We start from the raw sequence: 17,884 nt of genomic DNA, 5'->3' as shown, positions 1-17,884 counted from the left end.
CACGGCCCCGCGGCGAGGCTGGGAACATGAACACTCCCGTGATCGAAGCCCACGCCCTCGTCAAGACCTACGGCGTCACCCACGCCCTCGCCGGTGTCGACCTCGCGGTGCACCGTGGCGAGTCCGTCGCCATCATGGGCGCGTCGGGCTCGGGGAAGACGACGCTCCTGCATGTGCTGGCGGGAATCACCGCACCGGACAGCGGCCGCGTGGTCTTCCAGCCCTCGACGGGCACGGCCATCGACGTGACCGCGCTGGGTGAGGCGGCGCGCTCCCGGCTGCGTCGCGAGCGCTTCGGGTTCGTCTTCCAGCAGGGACTGCTGATCCCCGAGCTGACGGCGGTGGAGAACGTCGCCCTCGCCTCGATGATCAACGGCGTCGCCAAGAAGGACGCCCTCCCCCACGCGGCGTCGTGGCTCGCGGCGCTGGGTCTCGGCGGTATGGAGGAACGGCGCATCGGCGAGCTCTCCGGAGGACAGGCGCAGCGCGTGGCCATCGCGCGCGCCCAGGCGACGGGTGCGGACCTCGTCTTCGCGGACGAGCCGACCGGCGCTCTGGACTCGCACACCTCCGCCGAGGTCATGGACGCTCTCCTCTGGTCCACGACCGGGCAGGGCCGCACCCTCATCGTCGTCACGCACGACGCCGACGTCGCCGCACGCTGCACGCGCACGGTCGCCGTCCGCGACGGCCGCATCCTCGGCTCGGCGGTGAACGCATGAATCTCTCCGTCCTCGGCCTGCTCCTGCGCCCGGCTCCCGGACAGCGCAGCGTCCTCGCGCTCCCGATCGTCGCCTTCGCGGTGGTCACGACCCTGGTCCTCACCGTCGTCGGCGGGGCCCAGGCCTTCTGGACCTGGACCGACGACGAGGCAGTTCTCTACCAGGGCCTCGCCGCCATCGCTCTCGTCCTGCTTGTCGTGCCGCTGACCTCGCTCGGCGCGCCGCCGCCCGGCTCTCGGCACGGCGCCGCGACGAGCGCCTCTCGACTCTTCGTCTGCTCGGCGTGACGCCCGGCGGGGTGACGACGGCAACCGTCGTCGAATCCGTCCTCGTCGCCGCCACCGGCGCCGTCATCGGTATCGGGGGCCACCTGGCCCTGAGTCCGCTGATCGGTCTCATCCCGTTCCGGGGAGAACCGCTCGGCCTCTCGGCAGTCGTACTCCCCCCGGTGATGATCGCCGCCGTCGTGGCCGGCGTGCTCGTGCTCGCCGCCGGAAGCGCCGTCGTGGGGCTGCGTCGTGTCGTGATCTCGCCGCTCGGCGTCCGCACGCGCACGGCGCCGACGAACGTGCACTGGATCCGCGCCGTCATCGCGGTCGTGGGCATCGCCACCGCGTTCGTGCTCATCAAGGTCTTCCCCATGATCGGCGGGGTCGTGGCGACGATCGCCGTGCTCGCCGCGATGTTCGCCCTCGCGCTGAGCGTTCTCAACCTGCTCGGTCCGTGGGTGCTGAAGGTCTCGGCGGGGCGCCAGCTCCGGCGGGCGGAGCGCCCGGAGCGGCTGCTCGCCGCTCGCCTCGTTCTCGACTCTCCGAAAGCAGCCTGGCGTCAGGTCGGCGGCATCGCGATGGCGAGCTTCATGGCTGTCTTCGCGGGCACCGGCGTCGCGCTCCTCGACACGATCGGGGCGAGCGACGATCCCTCCAGCATCGCGCTCGCGGAGGATATCCGCACCGGGCTCATCATCACCCTCATCGGCTCGTTCCTCATGGTGGCCGCCTCCGTCGGCGTGAATCAGGCCTCGGACGTGCTCGACAAGAGCGACCTGCACGAGAGCCTGCACCACCTGGGCATGCCCGTCGAGACCGTGGACCGCGCGCGTCGCCGCGCGATCAGGTCGCCGCTGCTGGTCACGGCGGTGGGATCAGCGCTGTGCGCTGCCGTGCTCGTGTTCCCGCTGGTGGGCATCGCGCTGATCGTCGCGCCCCTCTCGCTGATGACAATCGCGACCGTCGTCGCCGTCGGCATCGGCGTCGTCTGGGCGAGCACCTGGGCGACCCGCCCACTGCTGGATCGCGCTTTCGCCCCGGCGTGAGAGGGTGGCGGGCCGGGTGCGTCCGGCCCGCCACGCGCGCTGCGTCACGGGCGGATGAGGACCTTCACTTCGCAGGGCACCGACCGTTTCAGCTCTTCTGCTTCCGCTAGGTGAAGCATGACTACCACAATCGGGCTTGCCAGCTTCTTGCCGTGCGCGTTTCCCCTGTCGCCTTCTTTGGGTCAGGATCAACACCTCTTCTTCTAATGATGATCCTGAAATATGGGCATCGGCCTTCCACGGAAAGATCCCTTCCATCGTCTCCTTTTCGAAACCTGATAACTTCAAACTGATCAGGGTTATGTTTGTGGAGGAAAGTGATCGGAACGCCTATATAGCCCATGTAATCGGATGGGATATCTTTCGTCTTATTGACGTTAATCCCGTCGAAATTGTCGTAGTAAGGGTACTCAGATTCATTTCCGACGTAGGTTCTGGTGAGCGGGAGTTCTTCGTGCCTCTTCTTGTGATCCAAGTTGGTTAGCCACAGGCAATTGTTTGTTGAAACGATGCGGTTGCCCAACTCATCAACACGCGCTTCAGTCCCGTAGAGTTCGTAATGCTCCGGAACGATGAATCCCGAAATTCCCCTTCCGAGATGAATACCTAGCCACGCTCTTTCGGCCTGGATTAGGTTGAACACCTCCTTATATGTGATCGCGTTCACATTCCCAATCACAAGGAAACTCTTGTCAAAGTCAACCATTTGGTTGATGAAATCTCTAAAGAGCGAAAAGGGTGGGTTAGTGACTACGATATCCGCTTCTTTGAGCAGTTCTACACTTTCGGGCCCGCGGAAATCCCCGTCTCCCGTAAGACTAGGGATGTTTCCCGCCTCGAAGCGCTCTCGTTCCGCTTTTGTGCCGGTATACACAAAAGAGCTTCCAAACTCGCGCTCATCCGTCCTATACCCAGTTGCAATTAACTTTCTAATCCCTAGGTGGTCGAAATTATCGTAGAAGTATCGAAAAAAGTTGCTTACTGCTGGGTCATCACAGTTGCAGTACACAATCTTGTCTCTGAAGTGAGAAGTGTAGTACTGAAGCTCGTTCTCAATATCCAACCGTTGAGTGAAGAACTCATCGTTCTTGCTCTTCTTGGCTCTGGACAACAGCGAGTGTTGTACCAATCTAGCCACCTCTACGCCTCCTTGTCCGTCATCTGGCTGAACAAGTCACTCGCAAGAACTTTGAGAGATGTCTTAGCGATGTCAAACATCACTTCCATCATTTCATCACTATCCCATTGCTCACCATTTCCCTGTGAAAAGATGGACGCAGCTTGAAGCATTATCGCCTTATCCCTGTAAGCGACCAGCCTGTTCTCGCAGAGATTCGTGTTGATCGGCATGCCATAGTTTGCGGAGGTCAACCGGTCTAACCTGTTGAGCATCCCGGAGTTGTATTGCAAGACGACCTCGCGACCGTCTGGACGAGTCACGGTAACAGTCTCAGTCAGGAAGTTCGATCCTTCGAGAAATAGGACATAGGGGAAATGAGATTCCCCGAGCATTAGGTTGGCAATCTCAGAGATGTTTTTATGCGATCGCTCTATGGCATTTCCGGCAGCCATCAAGTCCTGGTCATTTCTGGTGCCCACGAGCTTACCTGCTCGAATGTTCTCGATGTCTTTACCTTGGTGCTTCGCCTCCGAGACAAGAACTACTCGCCATTCACCATGGTCGTCTAATACCTCGACTATCCCACCGTCAGGCCTGATGCTTGAGTTGGAGACAAAGAGAGTCTGCCCCAATTCTTCATCAATCTTCTGCAGCGCTTTGTTAATCTCAGCCTTGGTGACGCTAACTCGGTAACGGAAGTTCAACGCCGGATAGTCCGTAGAGAGCTTTTTAGCGAGCAATTGCGAGACCTGAGAAACGTTGAGATCGTGTTTCTTCGCAATCTCACCGAAAATGCCGGTAGCACCCTTCGACAGAATATGTTGGGCCGTCAGCCTGCTCGATTGATTCTTGTTTGCCACGTTCCTCCTAACCACGCTGTGTGCCTCTAAGTTCCTTCATCCCATCGTAGTTGAGACGTGCTGCCGCTCCTTCGGCGCTGGCATCTCGGGCAGTAGTGAGATGAACGCCCGCCGAACGGGATGCGCTTGATCTTTGTGCCGCAGCGCGGACAGGGCTTCCCCCCGCGGCCGTAGGCGTTCAGGGAGTGGGCGAAGTAACCGGCCTGCCCGTTGACGTTGACGTACTGGGCGTCGAAGCTCGTGCCGCCCTCGGCGAGAGCCTTCTGCAGGACCGATCGCACTTCCGCGAGCAGGCGATTCACGGCTCGGGTCGGCAGAGCGTCGGCCGGTGTCTCCGGATGGATGCGGGCCGCCCACAGCGACTCGTCGGCGTAGATGTTGCCGACGCCGCTCACCACGCCCTGGTCCAGCAGCACCCGCTTGATCGCGCTGTGCCGCCGGGCGAGAGCGGCCCGGAAGACCCGGTCGTCGAAGAACGGGTCGAGCGGGTCGCGTGCGATGTGCGCGACCTGTGTCGGTATGCGGGAGGGGCCGTCGGCGATGAGAGCGTCGACGGCAAGGGAGCCGAAAGTCCGCTGATCCGCGAACACGATCGCGAGCTCGCCGTGTCGGGGATGCTCGATCCCGAGGCGGACACGCTCGTGGCGCTCGGTCGGCGCGTCCGGCGCGCGGAGAAGCATCTGACCGCTCATGCCCAGATGGGCGATCAGCGCGGAGTCGCCATCGTCCACGGGGAGCCAGAGGAACTTGCCCCGCCGCGCGGCCGCGGTGAAGCGGCGACCCTCCAGACGCTGGACGAAGTCCGCAGCTCCGGCGGTATGCCGGGTGAGGGCGCGTTCGTCGAAGACGCTGACGCCTGTAATGACCGCGTCGACCGCGGCAGGGGCGAGGCCGGAGCGGACGACCTCGACCTCGGGGAGCTCAGGCACGCTCGCTGAGCGTGCGCCAGGCGCTCAGGGCCGCGGCCATCTCCGCCGTCTTCTTGCTGCTGCCGGCGCCCGTCATCCGCACGTCGCCGACGGCGACGGTCGCCGTGAAGCGCCGGTCGTGGTCGGGGCCGCTGGCCTCGACCGAGTACTGCGGAGGCGTGGCGCCGAGGCGGGCCGCGAGCTCCTGCAGGCTCGTCTTCGGGTCCATCGCCGCGCCGTACCGCTCGGGGTCGGCGAGCAGCGGCTCGGTCAGACGCAGGACGAGCGCCGTCGCGGCCTCGGGCCCGGCGGACAGATAGGTGGCGCCGATGACGGCCTCCATGGTGTCCGCGAGGATCGAGTCTTTGTCGCGCCCCCCGGTCTGCTCCTCACCGCGCCCGAGCAGCAGGTGGCTGCCGAGATCGATGCCGCGAGCGACCTCCGCCAGCGCGACCGTCGACACGACGCTCGCCCGGCGCTTCGCCAGCTCCCCCTCGTCGAGCTCGGGGTGCCGCGTGAACAGCATGACGGTCACGGCTTGACCCAGCACCGAGTCGCCGAGGAACTCGAGACGCTCGTTGTGCGGGATGCCGCCGTGCTCGTACGCGTAGGAGCGGTGGGTGAGGGCCAACTCCAGAAGCTCCGCGTCGATATCGACGCGGAGCTTATCTGGGAGAGGCCTCGTCCCCCCGGGGACCTCCGTCACGGTTCGCGACTCAGACGTCGGCGACCTTGCGGCCCTTGTACTCGAGGAAGAGCTCGGTGCCCTGCGAGTCGGTGACGACCTTCGCCTGGTGCGGACGGCTGTAGACGACCTTGCCGTTCTCGATGGTCTTGACGAGCGCGGGGGCCTCGGCCTTCCACTGCGCGCGGCGCGAGCGGGTGTTCGAACGGGAGACCTTGCGCTTCGGGGGGTTACCAGCCATGACTAGCTCTCTTCTTTCTCGGCGGCACCGCGTTCTGCCGTGCCGTCCTGGTCTGTGATCTGCTGGAGCGCGCTCCACCGAGGATCGATGGGAGCGGCCTGCTCCGTTCCGGTGCTCTCGGTCAGCCTCTCGCCTGTGACCGGGTCGAGCCCGAGGCAATCCGGCTGACACACCGGCTGAAAAGGAAGGGCCAGTACGGCCGCATCCCTGACGAGAGTTTCAAGATCCACGTGGTCGTCTTGAACCTCGAAGTCAGTTTCTTCCTCACCAGGATACGCGAAAAGCTCCTGGAACTCGACTTCGACGGGCCGAGCGATGTCGGTGAGGCATCGACCGCACACGCCGACGTACTCGCCCTCCGCCTCTCCGGTGACGAGGATGCCCTCGTGGACGGACTCCAGCCGCACGTCGAGATCGAGTTCCGAGCCTGCCTCGAAGGAGACGATGCCCTCCCCCCACTGCTCCGTCAGGGGCACCGAGAAGGAGTGCTCGCGCATCTCCCCCGGGCGCCGGACGATGTCACGGACGGGGAGGACGAAAGGGCTGTTGAGTCGGGAACGCACCCCGCCATGCTACCCGGGTCACCGGTGAGGAGGGCCGGGAGACCGCCGGGAACGGGACCGTGGTCGCGGATCAGATACCGCGCGCGCCGGTGTCGAGGAACGAGGCGACAGCCGGCGGGACGAACGGCGAGACGTCGCCCCCGAGACCGGCGACCTGACGCACCAGCGAGCTCGAGACCATCGCATGCGCGGGGTCGGGCAGCAGGAAGACGGTCTCGATGTCGGCGAGGTGCCGGTTGACGATCGCCATGGGCGACTCGTACGCCACGTCGACCTGCGAGCGGATGCCCTTCACGAGCACACCGGCGTTCACGTCGCGCGCATAGTCGACGAGGAGTCCCATGCTCCAGGAGCCGATGACGATGTTGCCCGCCATGCCGTCCTCGGCGATAGAACGCTCCAGGAGGGAGAGCCGCTGCGCGATCGGCAGCATCGCCTCCTTGCCCGGGTTGTGCACCACGAGCACATGCAGCTCGTCGTAGAGGGCGGCCGCGCGCCGGATCACGTCGAGGTGACCCAGGGTCGGCGGATCGAAGGAACCCGGGACGACGGCGATCCGGCTGCTCATGGAATCCAGCCTAGGGCACCCGGAACGGCGATCAGTTCTTCGCCAGCGCCGCGCGATCCTCGTCGGTGACGCGCCGCCCGATGGCCTCCCGGAGCCCGGGGTGAGCGGCCAGCTCGGGGTCGGCGGCGAGGATGTCCTCCGCGAGCTCGCGGGCCCGGGTGATGAGAGCGGCGTCCTTCACGACACGCAGCAGCTTGAGGGACGACCGCACCCCGGCCTGTGCCGCGCCGAGCACGTCGCCTTCGCCGCGGAGTTCGAGGTCGACCTCGGCCAGCGCGAACCCGTCGAGGGTGGCGGCGACCGCATCGACGCGTTCGCGGGCCACCGATCCGGCCTCGGCCTCCGTGACGAGCAGGCAGAGACCCGGGACGCCCCCTCGTCCCACCCGACCGCGGAGCTGGTGCAGCTGGGACACTCCGAAACGGTCGGCGTCCAGCACGATCATCGTCGACGCGTTGGGGACGTCCACGCCCACCTCGATCACGGTCGTCGCGAGCAGGAGGTCGATCTCCCCGCGGGCGAAGGCCTGCATGACGGCGTCCTTCTCCTCCGAGGGCATCTTCCCGTGGAGCACCGCACGTCGCAGACCGCCGAGGGTCGGATGCGTGGCCAGCGCCTCGTCGAGCTGAACGACGCCCCACCGAGGGCCTTTGCCGCCCTCCGGGGCGAGCAGCGCCTGCTCCCCCGCCTCGGCCGTCTTCGCCGCGGTGTCGATGGCCGCGCAGACCGCGAACACCTGCCGACCCTGCGCGATCTCCTCCGCCGCCCGTTCCCACACCCGGTTGAACCAGCCCGGGTGCTCGGCCAACGGCGCGACGTACGACTCGATGCCGGCGCGCCCCGCCGGCATCGTGCGGATGACCGAGGTGTCGAGGTCGCCGAAGACCGTCATCGCGACCGTCCGCGGGATCGGGGTCGCGGTGAGGACGAGCGCGTGCGGGCTGGACCCCTTCGCCCGCAGCGCCTCCCGCTGCTCGACTCCGAAGCGGTGCTGCTCGTCGACCACGACGAGACCGAGATCGGCGAACGTGGTCTTCTCCCCGAGGAGCGCGTGGGTGCCGACCACGATCAGCGCCTGGCCGGAGGCGACGCGCAGCGCGGCCTTGCGGCGATCCGCCGCCGGCATCTGCCCGGTGAGCAGCGTCGGCATCAGCAGCGGGGCGAGCTGCGGGCCGAGCATCTTCGTGATCGAACGCAGATGCTGCGCCGCGAGGACTTCCGTCGGGGCGATCAGGGCCGCCTGTCCCCCGCTCTCGGCGACCTGCAGCATCGCCCGCAGCGCCACCAGCGTCTTCCCCGAACCGACCTCGCCCTGCACGAGCCGGTTCATCGGCCAGGAGCCGACGAGATCGTCTGCGATCTGGGCGCCGACGGTCTGCTGATCCGGCGTGAGCGTGTAGGGCAGGGCGGCGTCGAAGCGCTCCAGCAGCCCGCCGGGCGCCGCCGGCCGCGAGGTGGCGGCCAGGGCGCGCACCGCGTCGCGCTGCTGGAGGAGGGCCGTCTGGAGCGTGAGCGCCTCGTGCATGCGCAGCGTGCGCACTGCGGGATCGATGTCGTTGCGGGAGCGCGGGCGGTGGATCGCCTCCAGGGCCTCCCGCGCCGTCAGCAGCTCTTCGCGGGTGCGGATCTCCGGGGTCAGCGGGTCGGGGACCGACGACAGGTCGTCGAGGACGCGCCCGACGAGCCGGGCGATCTGCCACGTCTGGATCGCGGAGGTGGCCGGATAGATCGGGATCGGGACCGCCGCCCTCGCATCCGCCCGCCGGCGCGCCGCGTCCTCGTCGTCGAACAGCTCGTACTCCGGGTGGGCGAACTGGGTCATGCCGTTGAACTCGCCGACCTTGCCGGAGAACACACCACGCCGCCCGACCGCCAGGTCCTTGGAGCGCCACTCCGCCGCGCCGACGTTCTTCGCGAAGAAAGTCAGCGACATGCGGCCGACGCCGTCGCCGATGACGACGTCGACCATGGCGCCCGGTCGATTGCGCATCCGGCGGAAGCTCGACGAGAGGACTTCGGCGACGATCGTGACGGTCTCCCCGATCGGGAGGTCGCGGATGGGGGTGAGCTCCCCCGGGTCGGCGTACCGACGCGGGTAGTGCGCGAGCAGGTCGCCGACGGTCTTCATGCCGAAGGCGCGGTCGAGCGTCTTGGCCGACGCCGCACCGAGGGCCTCCTCGAGCGAGGATTCGAGCGTGAGCGACATGCTCCGAGTCTAGGGAACCGCACGGACACGACCGTCCGCGGCCTGTCGTATCGTGAACGGGTGACGAGGATCATCGCCGGAACGGCACGCGGCACCCGGCTCGACGTCCCGCGCCGGGACCAGGCCCACGAGTGACCGCGTGCGCGAATCCCTGTTCGGCGCCCTGGAGTCGCTCGACGCGATCGCGGACGCCCGCGTGCTCGACCTCTACGCGGGCTCGGGGCGCTCGGGCTCGAGGCTCTGAGTCGCGGCGCCCGGAGCGCCGACCTCGTCGAGCGGGGTCGGCAGGCCGCAGCCGTCGTGCGGCGCAACGCCGCGGCCGTCGCGAAGGCCTCCGGTGCCGCGACCGCACGGGTGCAGGAGGCGACGGTCCGGGCGTTCCTCGGTCGAGCGTCCGGGCCCTACGACCTCGTGTTCACGGATCCGCCGTACGACATCGACGATGAGGCGATGGACGGCGACCTCGCCGCCCTCGCTCCGCTGCTCAGCGACGATGCCGTGGTGGTCGTCGAACGCGCCCGGCGCTCCACCGCCCCCGACTTCGCAGCCGCCGGGCTCCGGGTGTTCCGGGAGAAGACCTACGGCGACACGACCCTGTGGTGGGCGGAGCCCGGCCCGCAGGACGCTGCGTCGGCGGAGGTTCAGCCCGAGACGGAGTCCCAGTCCCGGTAGGGATCCCAGCCGCTGACGTCCACGGGACCGTCGTCGCAGAGCAGGTCCTCCTCGCCGCGCGGACGCACGACGCCGATCGCACGGAAGCCCGGCGGCAGCACGCCGTCGGGGAACGTCGCGAGCAGCGCATGGTCCTCGCCGCCCGCGAGCGCCCGCTGCGGACTCGCGCCGAGCGCGGCGCCGTCCAGCGCGAGGGTGACGCCGGAGGCGTCCGCGAGGCGCCGCGCGTCGAGGGCGAGGCCGTCCGAGACGTCCATCATCGCGGTCGCGCCGGCCGCGGCTGCGACGACGCCGAGGCCGATGGGCGGCGACGGCCGCAGCTGCGCGGCGACCGCAGCGCTCTCCCCGGGTGCGAGAGCCGCGGGATCGACCGGGACCGGCGTCTCGCCGTCTCGGAAGCGTCCGAACAGCACGGCCAGCCCGTGTGCGGCGTGACCCAGTTCTCCGGCGACGGCGACGACATCGCCCGGTCGTGCCCCCGCCCTGGTCACCGGGGGGCGGCCTTCGAGGTCGCCCAGAGCCGTCACAGCGACCGCGAGCACCTCGGACACCGTGAGATCCCCGCCGACCACCGCGCACCCGGGGGCGAGCGCCGTGCAGGCCTCGCGGAAGCCGTCGGCCAGGCGCTCCACGAAGGACAGCCGGAGGTCGCGCGGCACGGCCAGGGCCACGAGCAGTGCGGTCGGGCGTGCGCCCATCGCGGCGATGTCGGCGAGGTTGACCGCCGCCGCCTTCCAGCCGAGGTCGTACCCGCTCGTCCAGGCGAGCCGGAAGTCGGGCCCGTGCACGAGCGTGTCCGTCGTCGCGACGACCGATGCGGAGGGGGCGGCGACCACGGCGGCATCGTCCCCGGGACCGAGGAGCGTGTGCGCGCCCGGTGCGGTGCGCTGGAGGATGGCGCGGAGGATGCGACCCTCCGAGAGATCTCCCAGGCGCGGATCGTCGGAGTCGGGTCGGGAGGGCATGTCGTCAAAGGTAGCCTGGATACATGCTTCGTTCCCGCCGCCTCGCTGCCGTCGCGGGGGCGATCGCCCTCGCCGCCGGACTCGCCGGATGCTCCACCACCGTGCACCTGGAGCCGGCGGCCGACGCGAACGACCCGGCCTGCGCGAACGTCTCCGTGCTCCTGCCGGACACCGTCGGCGGGTACGAGCGCGTGTGGACCGACGCGCAGGCCACGGGCGCCTGGGGAGACCCCACGGTCGTCCTGCGCTGCGGCGTGGAGCCGCCCGCCCCGTCCGATCTCGTCTGCACCACCCTCGGCGGCGTCGACTGGCTCGTCCTGGAGCAGGAGGAGGAGCGCCAGCGCCTCGTCACCTACGGTCGCGAACCGGCCATCGAGGTGATCATCCGCCGCGGCGAGCAGGTCGACTTCCAGTCGATCGTCGACAGCCTGTCGTCGAACATCCAGTCGGGGCTGGCGCCGGCCACCGCGCAGTGCACGGACCGGGTGGAGTTCCCCGCGGGCTGAGCACGCGCGGGGAACCACGCCGTCAGCGGCGCAGGCCCGCCTCGACCAGTTCCGTGATGAGGTCGCCGTAGCTCAGTCCCGATGCCACCCAGCACTTCGGGAACATCGAGATGGGCGTGAATCCGGGCATGGTGTTGAGCTCGTTCACGACGAGCTCGCCGGTCGGGGTGAGGAACATGTCCACCCGGGCGAGGCCGCGACCGTCGACCGCCTGGAAGGCCCGGACGCCGGCCTCCTGGACGGCGGCCACCTCCGCCTCGGTCAGCTCCGCCGGGCACACCACGTCGACACCGTCGCCGCCGAGGTACTTCCCCTCGAAGTCGTAGAAGCCGCGGTCGGTCAGCACGATCTCGCCGGGGAGGGAGGCGCGGACGCCGTCGGCCGTCTCGAGGACGGCCACCTCGATCTCCCGGCCGGTGACACCGGCCTCGATGAGCACCTTGTCGTCCTCGGCGAACGCGATGGCGAGGGCGGCGTCGAGTTCCTCCGGCGCCGACACCTTCGAGACGCCGACGCTCGACCCGGCGCGAGCGGGCTTGACGAAGACGGGCAGGCCGAAGTCGGCGGCGCGGGCGCGGAGGGCATCGGGATCCGCATCCCACTCACGACGGCGCACGGTCACACCCGGCGCCACCGCGATCCCGGCGGCCTGCAGGGCGATCTTCATGAAGTGCTTGTCCATGCACAGCGCCGAGTCGAGCACGCCGCCCCCGGCGTAGGGCACCTCGAGCGTGTCGAAGTAGCCCTGGATCGTGCCGTCCTCGCCGTGCGGTCCGTGCAGGATCGGCAGCACGACGTCGATCTCGCCGAGTCCCTCGGTCTCGCCGCCCGGATGCACCACCCGCAGGGTGCGGTCGCCCCCGGGCTCCGGCCAGAGCACCCGGGTGCCGTTGTCGACGACCTCCGGGAGATGGGCGGCGTCGAGCGGGAACTTCGCCGGGTCGTCGTCCTCGAGGATGAAGGCACCCTCGCGGGTGATCCCCACCGGGATCACGGCATACCGGTCACGATCGATCGCGCCCAGCACTCCCCCCGCCGTTGCGGAACTGATCGAATGCTCGCTGGAGCGCCCTCCGAAGAGCACCACCACCGTCTGCTTGTCCATGGTTGGTCCTCTCCCCCTGCGGGGTGTCGTCGTCCGTCGTGAGATGCGGGGCGATGTCCCGGGGATCCATCTTGCCGTCGAGCACCATCTTCACCTGCTCGACGATCGGCATGTGCACATCGGCTTCGCGGGCGAGCTGCAGCACCGGCGCGACCGAGGCGAGCCCCTCGGCCGTCTGCTGCATCTGCTTCACGACGTCCTGGAAGCTGTAGCCCTGCCCGAGCAGCCGCCCGGCGGTGTTGTTGCGGCTCAGGGGCGACTGGCAGGTCGCGATGAGGTCGCCGAGACCGGCCAGTCCCTGCAGGGTCTCCGGCTGGGCGCCGTTCGCGACCGCGAAGTCGGTCATCTCGACGAGGCCGCGGGTGATGATGGACGCCTTGGTGTTCTCGCCGTAGCCGACGCCGTCGACGATGCCGATGGCGACGGCGATGAGGTTCTTGAGCACTCCGCCGAACTCCGTGCCGATGACATCCGTGTTCACGAACGTCCGGAAGTAGGAGTTGCGCGCGGCCCGGGCCACGACGTCCGCGGTCTCCTGGCTGCGCGACGAGATCACGGCCGCGGTCGGCTGCTCCCGCGCGATCTCCAGGGCGAGATTCGGTCCGGAGGCCACGGCGATCCGGTCGGGATCGCACTGCAGCTCCTGCTGGATGACCTGGCTCATGCGCAGGCCGGTGCCCCGCTCGACGCCCTTCATGAGGCTGACGATCTTGGCGTCGCCTGAGACGATCAGCGGGCGTAGCGCCTTGAGGTTCTCCCGCAGCGACTGGCTCGGCACGGACAGGTACACCTGGTCGACGCCGTCGAGCGCGGTCGCCAGCTCGTGCGTGGCCGCCATCGTGCGGGGCAGGTTGATGCCCGGCAGGTAACGCGAGTTGCGCTTCGCCTCGTCGATCTCATGCGCGAGCTCGGCCCGGCGCGCCCACATCGTCACGTGGGCGCCGCCGTCGGCGAGGATCTTGCCGAACGTCGTTCCCCAGCTGCCGGCGCCGATCACGGCGACGCGGGGTCCGGCCGGCGCGGTTCTCTTAGGGGTCAAGGCGTCCGGTCTCCTTCTGGCCGTGGCTCGCCGGGTTCCAGCGCTCCGCGGGGGCCTTCTCACCGCGCACCTGCTCCAGCAGCGCGGTGATCGCGTTCATGAGTCGGTTGGTGGCTTCCGTGAGAGCCGCCGGCTCGCCGGCGCGACCGCGGAGGTCGGAGACGTCGACGGGGTCGCCGACGATCACGGTCACGGGCTTGCGGAGCGGCCAGAGGCTCAGCCCCTTCTGGTAGCGGCCCATGATCGCCTGGGTGCCCCACTGCGCCATGGGGATGAGCGGGATGCCGTCGGCGAGGGCGAGCCGCACCGCCCCCGACTTGCCGCGCATCGGCCACATGTCGGGGTCACGCGTGAGCGTGCCCTCCGGGTACACGATGACACCGCGGCCGTGCTCCACGAGAGCTGCCGACTGCGCCATCGTCTGCTTCGCGGACGACGCCGACGAGGTGCGTGCGACCGGGATCATCCCCGTCTTGCGCAGGAACCACCCGAGCACGGGCACGCGGAAGAGGCTCTCCTTGGCCATGAATCGCGGAGCGCGCCCGATCCGCCAGACCGCCAAGGCGACGATCAGCGGATCGAACTCCGAGTAGTGGTTCGGCGCGAGGACGAAAGCACCCTCTCGCGGGAGCTTCTCCGCCCCGATGATGCGGACCTTCGCGATCAGCGACACCAGCGGGACGACGATCGCCGCGAGCGGCCAGAACACGCTCGGCCGTGTCTTCTCCGGCGACCGGGAAGCCATCGGGCTCACCGGAGGACGTCGAAGTCGGCGCCGAGCGCGTCGAGCTTGGCGAGGAACTTCTCGTATCCGCGACTCAGGATGTCGACGCCCGACACCTTCGACTCGCCGGTGGCCGTCAGCGCCGCGATCACGTGGCTGTAGCCGCCGCGCAGGTCGGGCACCACGATGTCGGCGCCGTGCAGGGGCGTGGGACCGGTGATGACGGCAGCCTGCTCCAGGTCACGACGCGGCACGCGCCGCGGGCCGTCCTGCAGGCCGCGCGGATGCACGACGATGTCGGCCCCCATCTTGACCAGCGCCTCGGTGAAGCCCATCCGGTTCTCGTACACGGTCTCGTGCACGACCGAGCGGCCGTGCGCCTGGGTGAGGGCGACCACGAGCGGCTGCTGCCAGTCGGTCATGAAGCCCGGGTGCACGTCGGTCTCGATCACGACCGGCTTGATGTCGCCGTCGCGGCGGAAGAGGATGCCGTCCTCCTGGATGTCGAACCAGCCGCCCGCCTTGCGGAAGACATTGAGGAAGGTGAGCATCTCCTGCTGCTTGGCACCGCCGACGAAGATCTCGCCGTCCGTGGCCAGAGCGGCCGAGGCCCACGAGGCCGCCTCGTTGCGGTCGAAGATCGACCGGTGGTCGTAGCCACGGAGCTTCTCGACGCCCTCGATGAGGATGACGCGGTTCGGCTCGTAGGAGATGATCGCGCCCATCTTCTGCAGGACGGCGATCAGGTCCATGATCTCGGGCTCGATCGCCGCGTTGCGCAGCTCCGTGACGCCCTCGGCGCGGACGGCGGTCAGCAGCACCTGCTCGGTCGCGCCGACGCTCGGGTACGGGAGGTGGATGTTCGCTCCGTGCAGGCGGGTTCCTCCCGTGGAGAGGCGGATGCCGCTCGGGAGCTTCTCGACGATCGCGCCGAACTTGCGCAGTGCGTCCAGGTGGAAGTCGATCGGACGGTCCCCGATGCGGCACCCGCCGAGGTCGGGGATGAAGGCCTGGCCGAGGCGGTGCAGCAGCGGGCCGCAGAACAGGATCGGGATCCGGGAGGCGCCCGCGTGGGCGTCGATCTCCTCGAAGTGGGCCGACTCGACGTCGCTGGGGTCGAAGACCAGTGAGCCGGGCTCGTCGCCCTCCGACACGCGGACGCCGTGCACCTCGAGCAGCGAGCGCACCACGGCGACGTCGCTGATGGCCGGCACGTCGCGCAGGACGCTCGTGGTCTCCCCGAGCAGGGACGCGACCATCGCCTTGGTGGCGAGGTTCTTCGCGCCCTTCACGTCGACCCGTCCGCGCAGCGGACGACCTCCGCGGATGGCGAGGACGTCTCCGGTCAGCGCGGGGACGTCGTCGGAGAGAGCGTCGCGCACGGGTGTCGTCATTCGGGGCCTCACTTCATTCATCGGGGGCGGGGTTACCCCTGGCTCCCCCGCCCCCTCCGTCTCACTGGACGGGGAGGGTCCGCGGCCGCCACGACTCGCGACGGGCCTCGAACTGCGCGATCTTGTCTTCGTTGCGCAGCGTGAGCCCGATGTCATCGAGCCCTTCGAGGAGCCGCCATCTAGTGTAATCGTCGATCCCGATGTCGGCCCGGAAGCGGGCCTCCGCGCCTCCGGTGGGGTCGCCGATGGCGGCGGTGCGCGCCTCGACGTCGACCGTCATGCGCGCGCCGGGATCGGCGTCCATGATCGCCCAGAACCGCTCCAGATCCGCCTCGGAGATGGTCGCCGCGAGGAGGCCCTGCTTGCCCGCGTTGCCGCGGAAGATGTCGGCGAACCGCGGGCTCAGCACGACCTTGAAGCCGAAGTCGCGAAGCGCCCAGACGGCGTGCTCACGGCTGGAACCGGTGCCGAAGTCGGGCCCGGCGACGAGGACGGACGCCCCCTGATACGGCGCCTGGTTGAGCACGAACTCCGGGTCCTGCCGCCAGCCGTGGAACAGCGCGTCCTCGAAGCCCGTCTTGGTGACACGCTTGAGGAACACCGCGGGGATGATCTGGTCGGTGTCGACGTTCGACCGCTTCAGCGGCGCGGCGATGCCCGTGTGGGTGGTGAACTTCTCCATGGTCAGGCCTCCAGATCGCTCGGGCTGGACAGGGTGCCGCGGATGGCGGTCGCCGCCGCGACGAGCGGGGACACGAGGTGCGTGCGGCCGCCCTTGCCCTGGCGCCCTTCGAAGTTGCGGTTCGAGGTGGAGGCGCAGCGCTCCCCCGGGGCGAGCTGATCGGGGTTCATGCCCAGGCACATCGAGCATCCTGCGAAGCGCCACTCCGCTCCGAAGTCCTTGATGACCTGGTCCAGGCCCTCGGCCTCGGCCTCCAGTCGCACGCGGGCGGAGCCGGGGACGACCATCACCCGGACGCCGTCGGCCTTCTTCTTGCCCTGGATGATGGAGGCGAAGGCCCGGAGGTCCTCGATGCGGCTGTTCGTGCACGAGCCCATGAACACCGCGTCGACCGGCACCTCCTTCAGGGGCGTGCCCGGCGTCAGGTCCATGTACTCCAGCGCCCGCTCGGCGGCGGCCCGCTCGTTCGGGTCGGCGATCTCCGCCGGGTTCGGCACCGAGGCGGAGAGCGAGCTGCCCTGGCCGGGGTTCGTCCCCCACGTCACGAACGGCTCCAGCTCGTCGGCGTCGATGAAGACCTCGGCATCGAAGGTGGCGCCCTCGTCGGTCGGCAGCGTGCGCCAGTAGGCGACCGCGTCGTCCCAGTCCTGGCCCTTCGGCGCGTGCGGACGCCCCTCGAGGTAGGCGAACGTCGTCTCGTCCGGAGCCACCATGCCGGCGCGGCGCCGCCTCGATCGACATGTTGCAGATCGTCATGCGGCCCTCCATGGAGAGCGCGCGGATCGCGCTGCCGCGGTACTCGAGCACGTAGCCCTGACCGCCGCCGGTGCCGATCTTGGCGATCACGGCGAGGATGATGTCCTTCGCCGTGACGCCGGGACGCAGCGTGCCCTCGACGTTGATGGCCATCGTCTTGAACGGCTTCAGCGGCAGCGTCTGGGTCGCCATGACGTGCTCGACCTCGCTGGTGCCGATGCCGAACGCCATCGCGCCGAACGCGCCGTGCGTGGACGTGTGCGAGTCGCCGCAGACCACGGTGATCCCGGGCATGGTGAGGCCGAGCTGCGGGCCGACGACGTGGACGATCCCCTGCTCCGCGTCCCCCAGTGAGTGCAGACGCACGCCGAACTCGGCGGCGTTGCGGCGCAGCGTCTCGATCTGCGTGCGGCTGGTCAGGTCGGCGATGGGCTTGTCGATCTCCCACGTCGGCGTGTTGTGGTCCTCCGTGGCGATGGTCAGGTCGAGCCGGCGGAGCGGCCGTCCCTCGCTGCGGAGGCCGTCGAAGGCCTGCGGGCTGGTGACCTCGTGCACGAGGTGCAGGTCGATGTAGATGAGGTCGGGCTGGCCGTCCTCGCCCTTGACGACGAGGTGGTCGTCCCAGACCTTCTCGGCGAGCGTCCTGGGGCGTGCGGAATCCGCACCGGCGGTGGTGGTCATGGCGTGTCTCCTGTGGATGGCGGTTCGGCCCACGATGGACTCCGCGACGAGGAGGGGCTCAGATCGAGGTCTCGCCGCGGCCGCTAAGAAGGAGCACGGTCCGCATGACGTCAGGTTACCACCGCTCGGACACGCCGAGACACGCCGTGACACTCTGTTGCTCACCCGATCG

Annotated in this window: 18 protein-coding genes and 2 pseudogenes; 5 read left to right on the top strand and 15 right to left on the bottom strand. The window is 68.7% G+C overall.

From position 1 onward, the window contains the following. Window positions 1-26 precede the first annotated feature (26 nt). From AC2W7E_RS00855 to AC2W7E_RS00845, 3 genes are read left to right on the top strand one after another with little or no spacing between them, the layout of a single operon-like run. Window positions 27-722 carry an ABC transporter ATP-binding protein gene (locus AC2W7E_RS00855; protein ID WP_025103323.1) on the top strand — a complete coding sequence of 232 codons (696 nt, stop codon included), beginning with the start codon at window positions 27-29 and terminating at the stop codon, window positions 720-722. Next, the gene (locus AC2W7E_RS00850; protein WP_485988363.1) at window positions 719-1,009 is read left to right on the top strand and encodes a hypothetical protein; all 291 of its coding nucleotides are present in this window, start codon (window positions 719-721) and stop codon (window positions 1,007-1,009) included. The genes AC2W7E_RS00855 and AC2W7E_RS00850 overlap by 4 nt, the downstream gene beginning before the upstream one ends. Further along, window positions 1,006-2,037: a permease gene (locus tag AC2W7E_RS00845; protein WP_485988362.1), complete on the top strand. Its 1,032-nt coding sequence runs from the start codon at window positions 1,006-1,008 to the stop codon at window positions 2,035-2,037. The genes AC2W7E_RS00850 and AC2W7E_RS00845 overlap by 4 nt, the downstream gene beginning before the upstream one ends. Before the next feature lie 121 nt (window positions 2,038-2,158). On the opposite strand, the gene AC2W7E_RS00840 is transcribed toward AC2W7E_RS00845, so the two are convergent. From AC2W7E_RS00840 to AC2W7E_RS00805, 8 genes are all read right to left on the bottom strand, one after another. Next, a complete protein-coding gene (locus AC2W7E_RS00840; RefSeq protein WP_485988361.1) occupies window positions 2,159-3,148 on the bottom strand; it encodes an adenine-specific methyltransferase EcoRI family protein in 990 nt (329 codons plus the stop codon). Window positions 3,149-3,177: 29 nt separating this feature from the next. Beyond that, a complete protein-coding gene (locus AC2W7E_RS00835) occupies window positions 3,178-4,017 on the bottom strand; it encodes an EcoRI family type II restriction endonuclease (protein WP_485988360.1) in 840 nt (279 codons plus the stop codon). Between the two features lie 26 nt (window positions 4,018-4,043). After that, a complete protein-coding gene (gene mutM / locus AC2W7E_RS00830) occupies window positions 4,044-4,946 on the bottom strand; it encodes a bifunctional DNA-formamidopyrimidine glycosylase/DNA-(apurinic or apyrimidinic site) lyase (protein WP_485988359.1) in 903 nt (300 codons plus the stop codon). Further along, the gene (rnc, locus tag AC2W7E_RS00825) at window positions 4,939-5,631 is read right to left on the bottom strand and encodes a ribonuclease III (protein WP_060923098.1); all 693 of its coding nucleotides are present in this window, start codon (window positions 5,629-5,631) and stop codon (window positions 4,939-4,941) included. Before rnc ends, mutM begins: the two co-directional genes overlap by 8 nt. 10 nt (window positions 5,632-5,641) lie before the next feature. Continuing rightward, a complete protein-coding gene (gene rpmF / locus AC2W7E_RS00820) occupies window positions 5,642-5,851 on the bottom strand; it encodes a 50S ribosomal protein L32 (RefSeq protein WP_013586329.1) in 210 nt (69 codons plus the stop codon). Between the two features lie 2 nt (window positions 5,852-5,853). After that, a complete protein-coding gene (locus AC2W7E_RS00815) occupies window positions 5,854-6,348 on the bottom strand; it encodes a YceD family protein (RefSeq protein WP_025103319.1) in 495 nt (164 codons plus the stop codon). Between the two features lie 136 nt (window positions 6,349-6,484). Beyond that, window positions 6,485-6,982: a pantetheine-phosphate adenylyltransferase gene (gene coaD, locus AC2W7E_RS00810; protein WP_025103318.1), complete on the bottom strand. Its 498-nt coding sequence runs from the start codon at window positions 6,980-6,982 to the stop codon at window positions 6,485-6,487. 31 nt (window positions 6,983-7,013) lie between these two features. Then, window positions 7,014-9,188 carry an ATP-dependent DNA helicase RecG gene (locus tag AC2W7E_RS00805; protein ID WP_315105223.1) on the bottom strand — a complete coding sequence of 725 codons (2,175 nt, stop codon included), beginning with the start codon at window positions 9,186-9,188 and terminating at the stop codon, window positions 7,014-7,016. A gap of 60 nt (window positions 9,189-9,248) precedes the next feature. Between AC2W7E_RS00805 and rsmD the strand changes: the two are divergent. Further along, a pseudogene (rsmD, locus tag AC2W7E_RS00800) lies at window positions 9,249-9,860 on the top strand (16S rRNA (guanine(966)-N(2))-methyltransferase RsmD). Here the strand turns inward: rsmD and thiL are convergent. Beyond that, window positions 9,830-10,825: a thiamine-phosphate kinase gene (gene thiL, locus AC2W7E_RS00795; RefSeq protein ID WP_315105226.1), complete on the bottom strand. Its 996-nt coding sequence runs from the start codon at window positions 10,823-10,825 to the stop codon at window positions 9,830-9,832. The pseudogene rsmD and the gene thiL overlap by 31 nt on opposite strands. Before the next feature lie 23 nt (window positions 10,826-10,848). On the opposite strand from thiL, the gene AC2W7E_RS00790 reads away from it, so the two are divergent. Then, the gene (locus AC2W7E_RS00790) at window positions 10,849-11,331 is read left to right on the top strand and encodes a DUF3515 domain-containing protein (RefSeq protein WP_126892994.1); all 483 of its coding nucleotides are present in this window, start codon (window positions 10,849-10,851) and stop codon (window positions 11,329-11,331) included. Between the two features lie 22 nt (window positions 11,332-11,353). On the opposite strand, the gene AC2W7E_RS00785 is transcribed toward AC2W7E_RS00790, so the two are convergent. The 6 genes and pseudogenes from AC2W7E_RS00785 to leuC all read right to left on the bottom strand — a co-directional run bounded on the left by AC2W7E_RS00785 (window position 11,354) and on the right by leuC (window position 17,712). Further along, window positions 11,354-12,436, bottom strand: coding sequence for a D-alanine--D-alanine ligase family protein (locus tag AC2W7E_RS00785; RefSeq protein WP_485988358.1), 1,083 nt, complete (start codon window positions 12,434-12,436; stop codon window positions 11,354-11,356). Further along, window positions 12,336-13,475, bottom strand: a complete 1,140-nt coding sequence (locus tag AC2W7E_RS00780) for an NAD(P)H-dependent glycerol-3-phosphate dehydrogenase (protein ID WP_485988357.1) — start codon at window positions 13,473-13,475, stop codon at window positions 12,336-12,338. The genes AC2W7E_RS00785 and AC2W7E_RS00780 overlap by 101 nt, the downstream gene beginning before the upstream one ends. Next, window positions 13,465-14,220: a lysophospholipid acyltransferase family protein gene (locus AC2W7E_RS00775; RefSeq protein ID WP_029989231.1), complete on the bottom strand. Its 756-nt coding sequence runs from the start codon at window positions 14,218-14,220 to the stop codon at window positions 13,465-13,467. Before AC2W7E_RS00775 ends, AC2W7E_RS00780 begins: the two co-directional genes overlap by 11 nt. A gap of 5 nt (window positions 14,221-14,225) precedes the next feature. Further along, a complete protein-coding gene (gene murA, locus AC2W7E_RS00770) occupies window positions 14,226-15,593 on the bottom strand; it encodes a UDP-N-acetylglucosamine 1-carboxyvinyltransferase (protein ID WP_025103310.1) in 1,368 nt (455 codons plus the stop codon). Window positions 15,594-15,654: 61 nt separating this feature from the next. Beyond that, window positions 15,655-16,275, bottom strand: coding sequence for a 3-isopropylmalate dehydratase small subunit (leuD, locus tag AC2W7E_RS00765; RefSeq protein ID WP_485988356.1), 621 nt, complete (start codon window positions 16,273-16,275; stop codon window positions 15,655-15,657). Between the two features lie 2 nt (window positions 16,276-16,277). Then, window positions 16,278-17,712 (bottom strand): annotated as a pseudogene (gene leuC, locus AC2W7E_RS00760) (3-isopropylmalate dehydratase large subunit). Between the last annotated feature and the right edge of the window lie 172 nt (window positions 17,713-17,884).

The sequence above is a fragment of the Microbacterium sp. CFSPD4_SD4 genome, assembly GCF_057364585.1.
This window is presented reverse-complemented; position numbering and strand designations above follow the sequence as displayed.

Bases quoted from the DNA above. Each gene is read 5' to 3' on its own strand.
- AC2W7E_RS00785 (WP_485988358.1), bottom strand. From the start codon at position 12,436: ATGGACAAGCAGACGGTGGTGGTGCTCTTCGGAGGGCGCTCCAGCGAG.
- AC2W7E_RS00850 (WP_485988363.1), top strand. From the start codon at position 719: ATGAATCTCTCCGTCCTCGGCCTGCTCCTGCGCCCGGCTCCCGGACAG.
- AC2W7E_RS00805 (WP_315105223.1), bottom strand. From the start codon at position 9,188: ATGTCGCTCACGCTCGAATCCTCGCTCGAGGAGGCCCTCGGTGCGGCG.
- AC2W7E_RS00790 (WP_126892994.1), top strand. From the start codon at position 10,849: ATGCTTCGTTCCCGCCGCCTCGCTGCCGTCGCGGGGGCGATCGCCCTC.
- AC2W7E_RS00815 (WP_025103319.1), bottom strand. From the start codon at position 6,348: ATGCGCGAGCACTCCTTCTCGGTGCCCCTGACGGAGCAGTGGGGGGAG.
- coaD (WP_025103318.1), bottom strand. From the start codon at position 6,982: ATGAGCAGCCGGATCGCCGTCGTCCCGGGTTCCTTCGATCCGCCGACC.
- thiL (WP_315105226.1), bottom strand. From the start codon at position 10,825: ATGCCCTCCCGACCCGACTCCGACGATCCGCGCCTGGGAGATCTCTCG.
- AC2W7E_RS00775 (WP_029989231.1), bottom strand. From the start codon at position 14,220: ATGGCTTCCCGGTCGCCGGAGAAGACACGGCCGAGCGTGTTCTGGCCG.
- leuD (WP_485988356.1), bottom strand. From the start codon at position 16,275: ATGGAGAAGTTCACCACCCACACGGGCATCGCCGCGCCGCTGAAGCGG.
- murA (WP_025103310.1), bottom strand. From the start codon at position 15,593: ATGACGACACCCGTGCGCGACGCTCTCTCCGACGACGTCCCCGCGCTG.
- AC2W7E_RS00855 (WP_025103323.1), top strand. From the start codon at position 27: ATGAACACTCCCGTGATCGAAGCCCACGCCCTCGTCAAGACCTACGGC.
- rpmF (WP_013586329.1), bottom strand. From the start codon at position 5,851: ATGGCTGGTAACCCCCCGAAGCGCAAGGTCTCCCGTTCGAACACCCGC.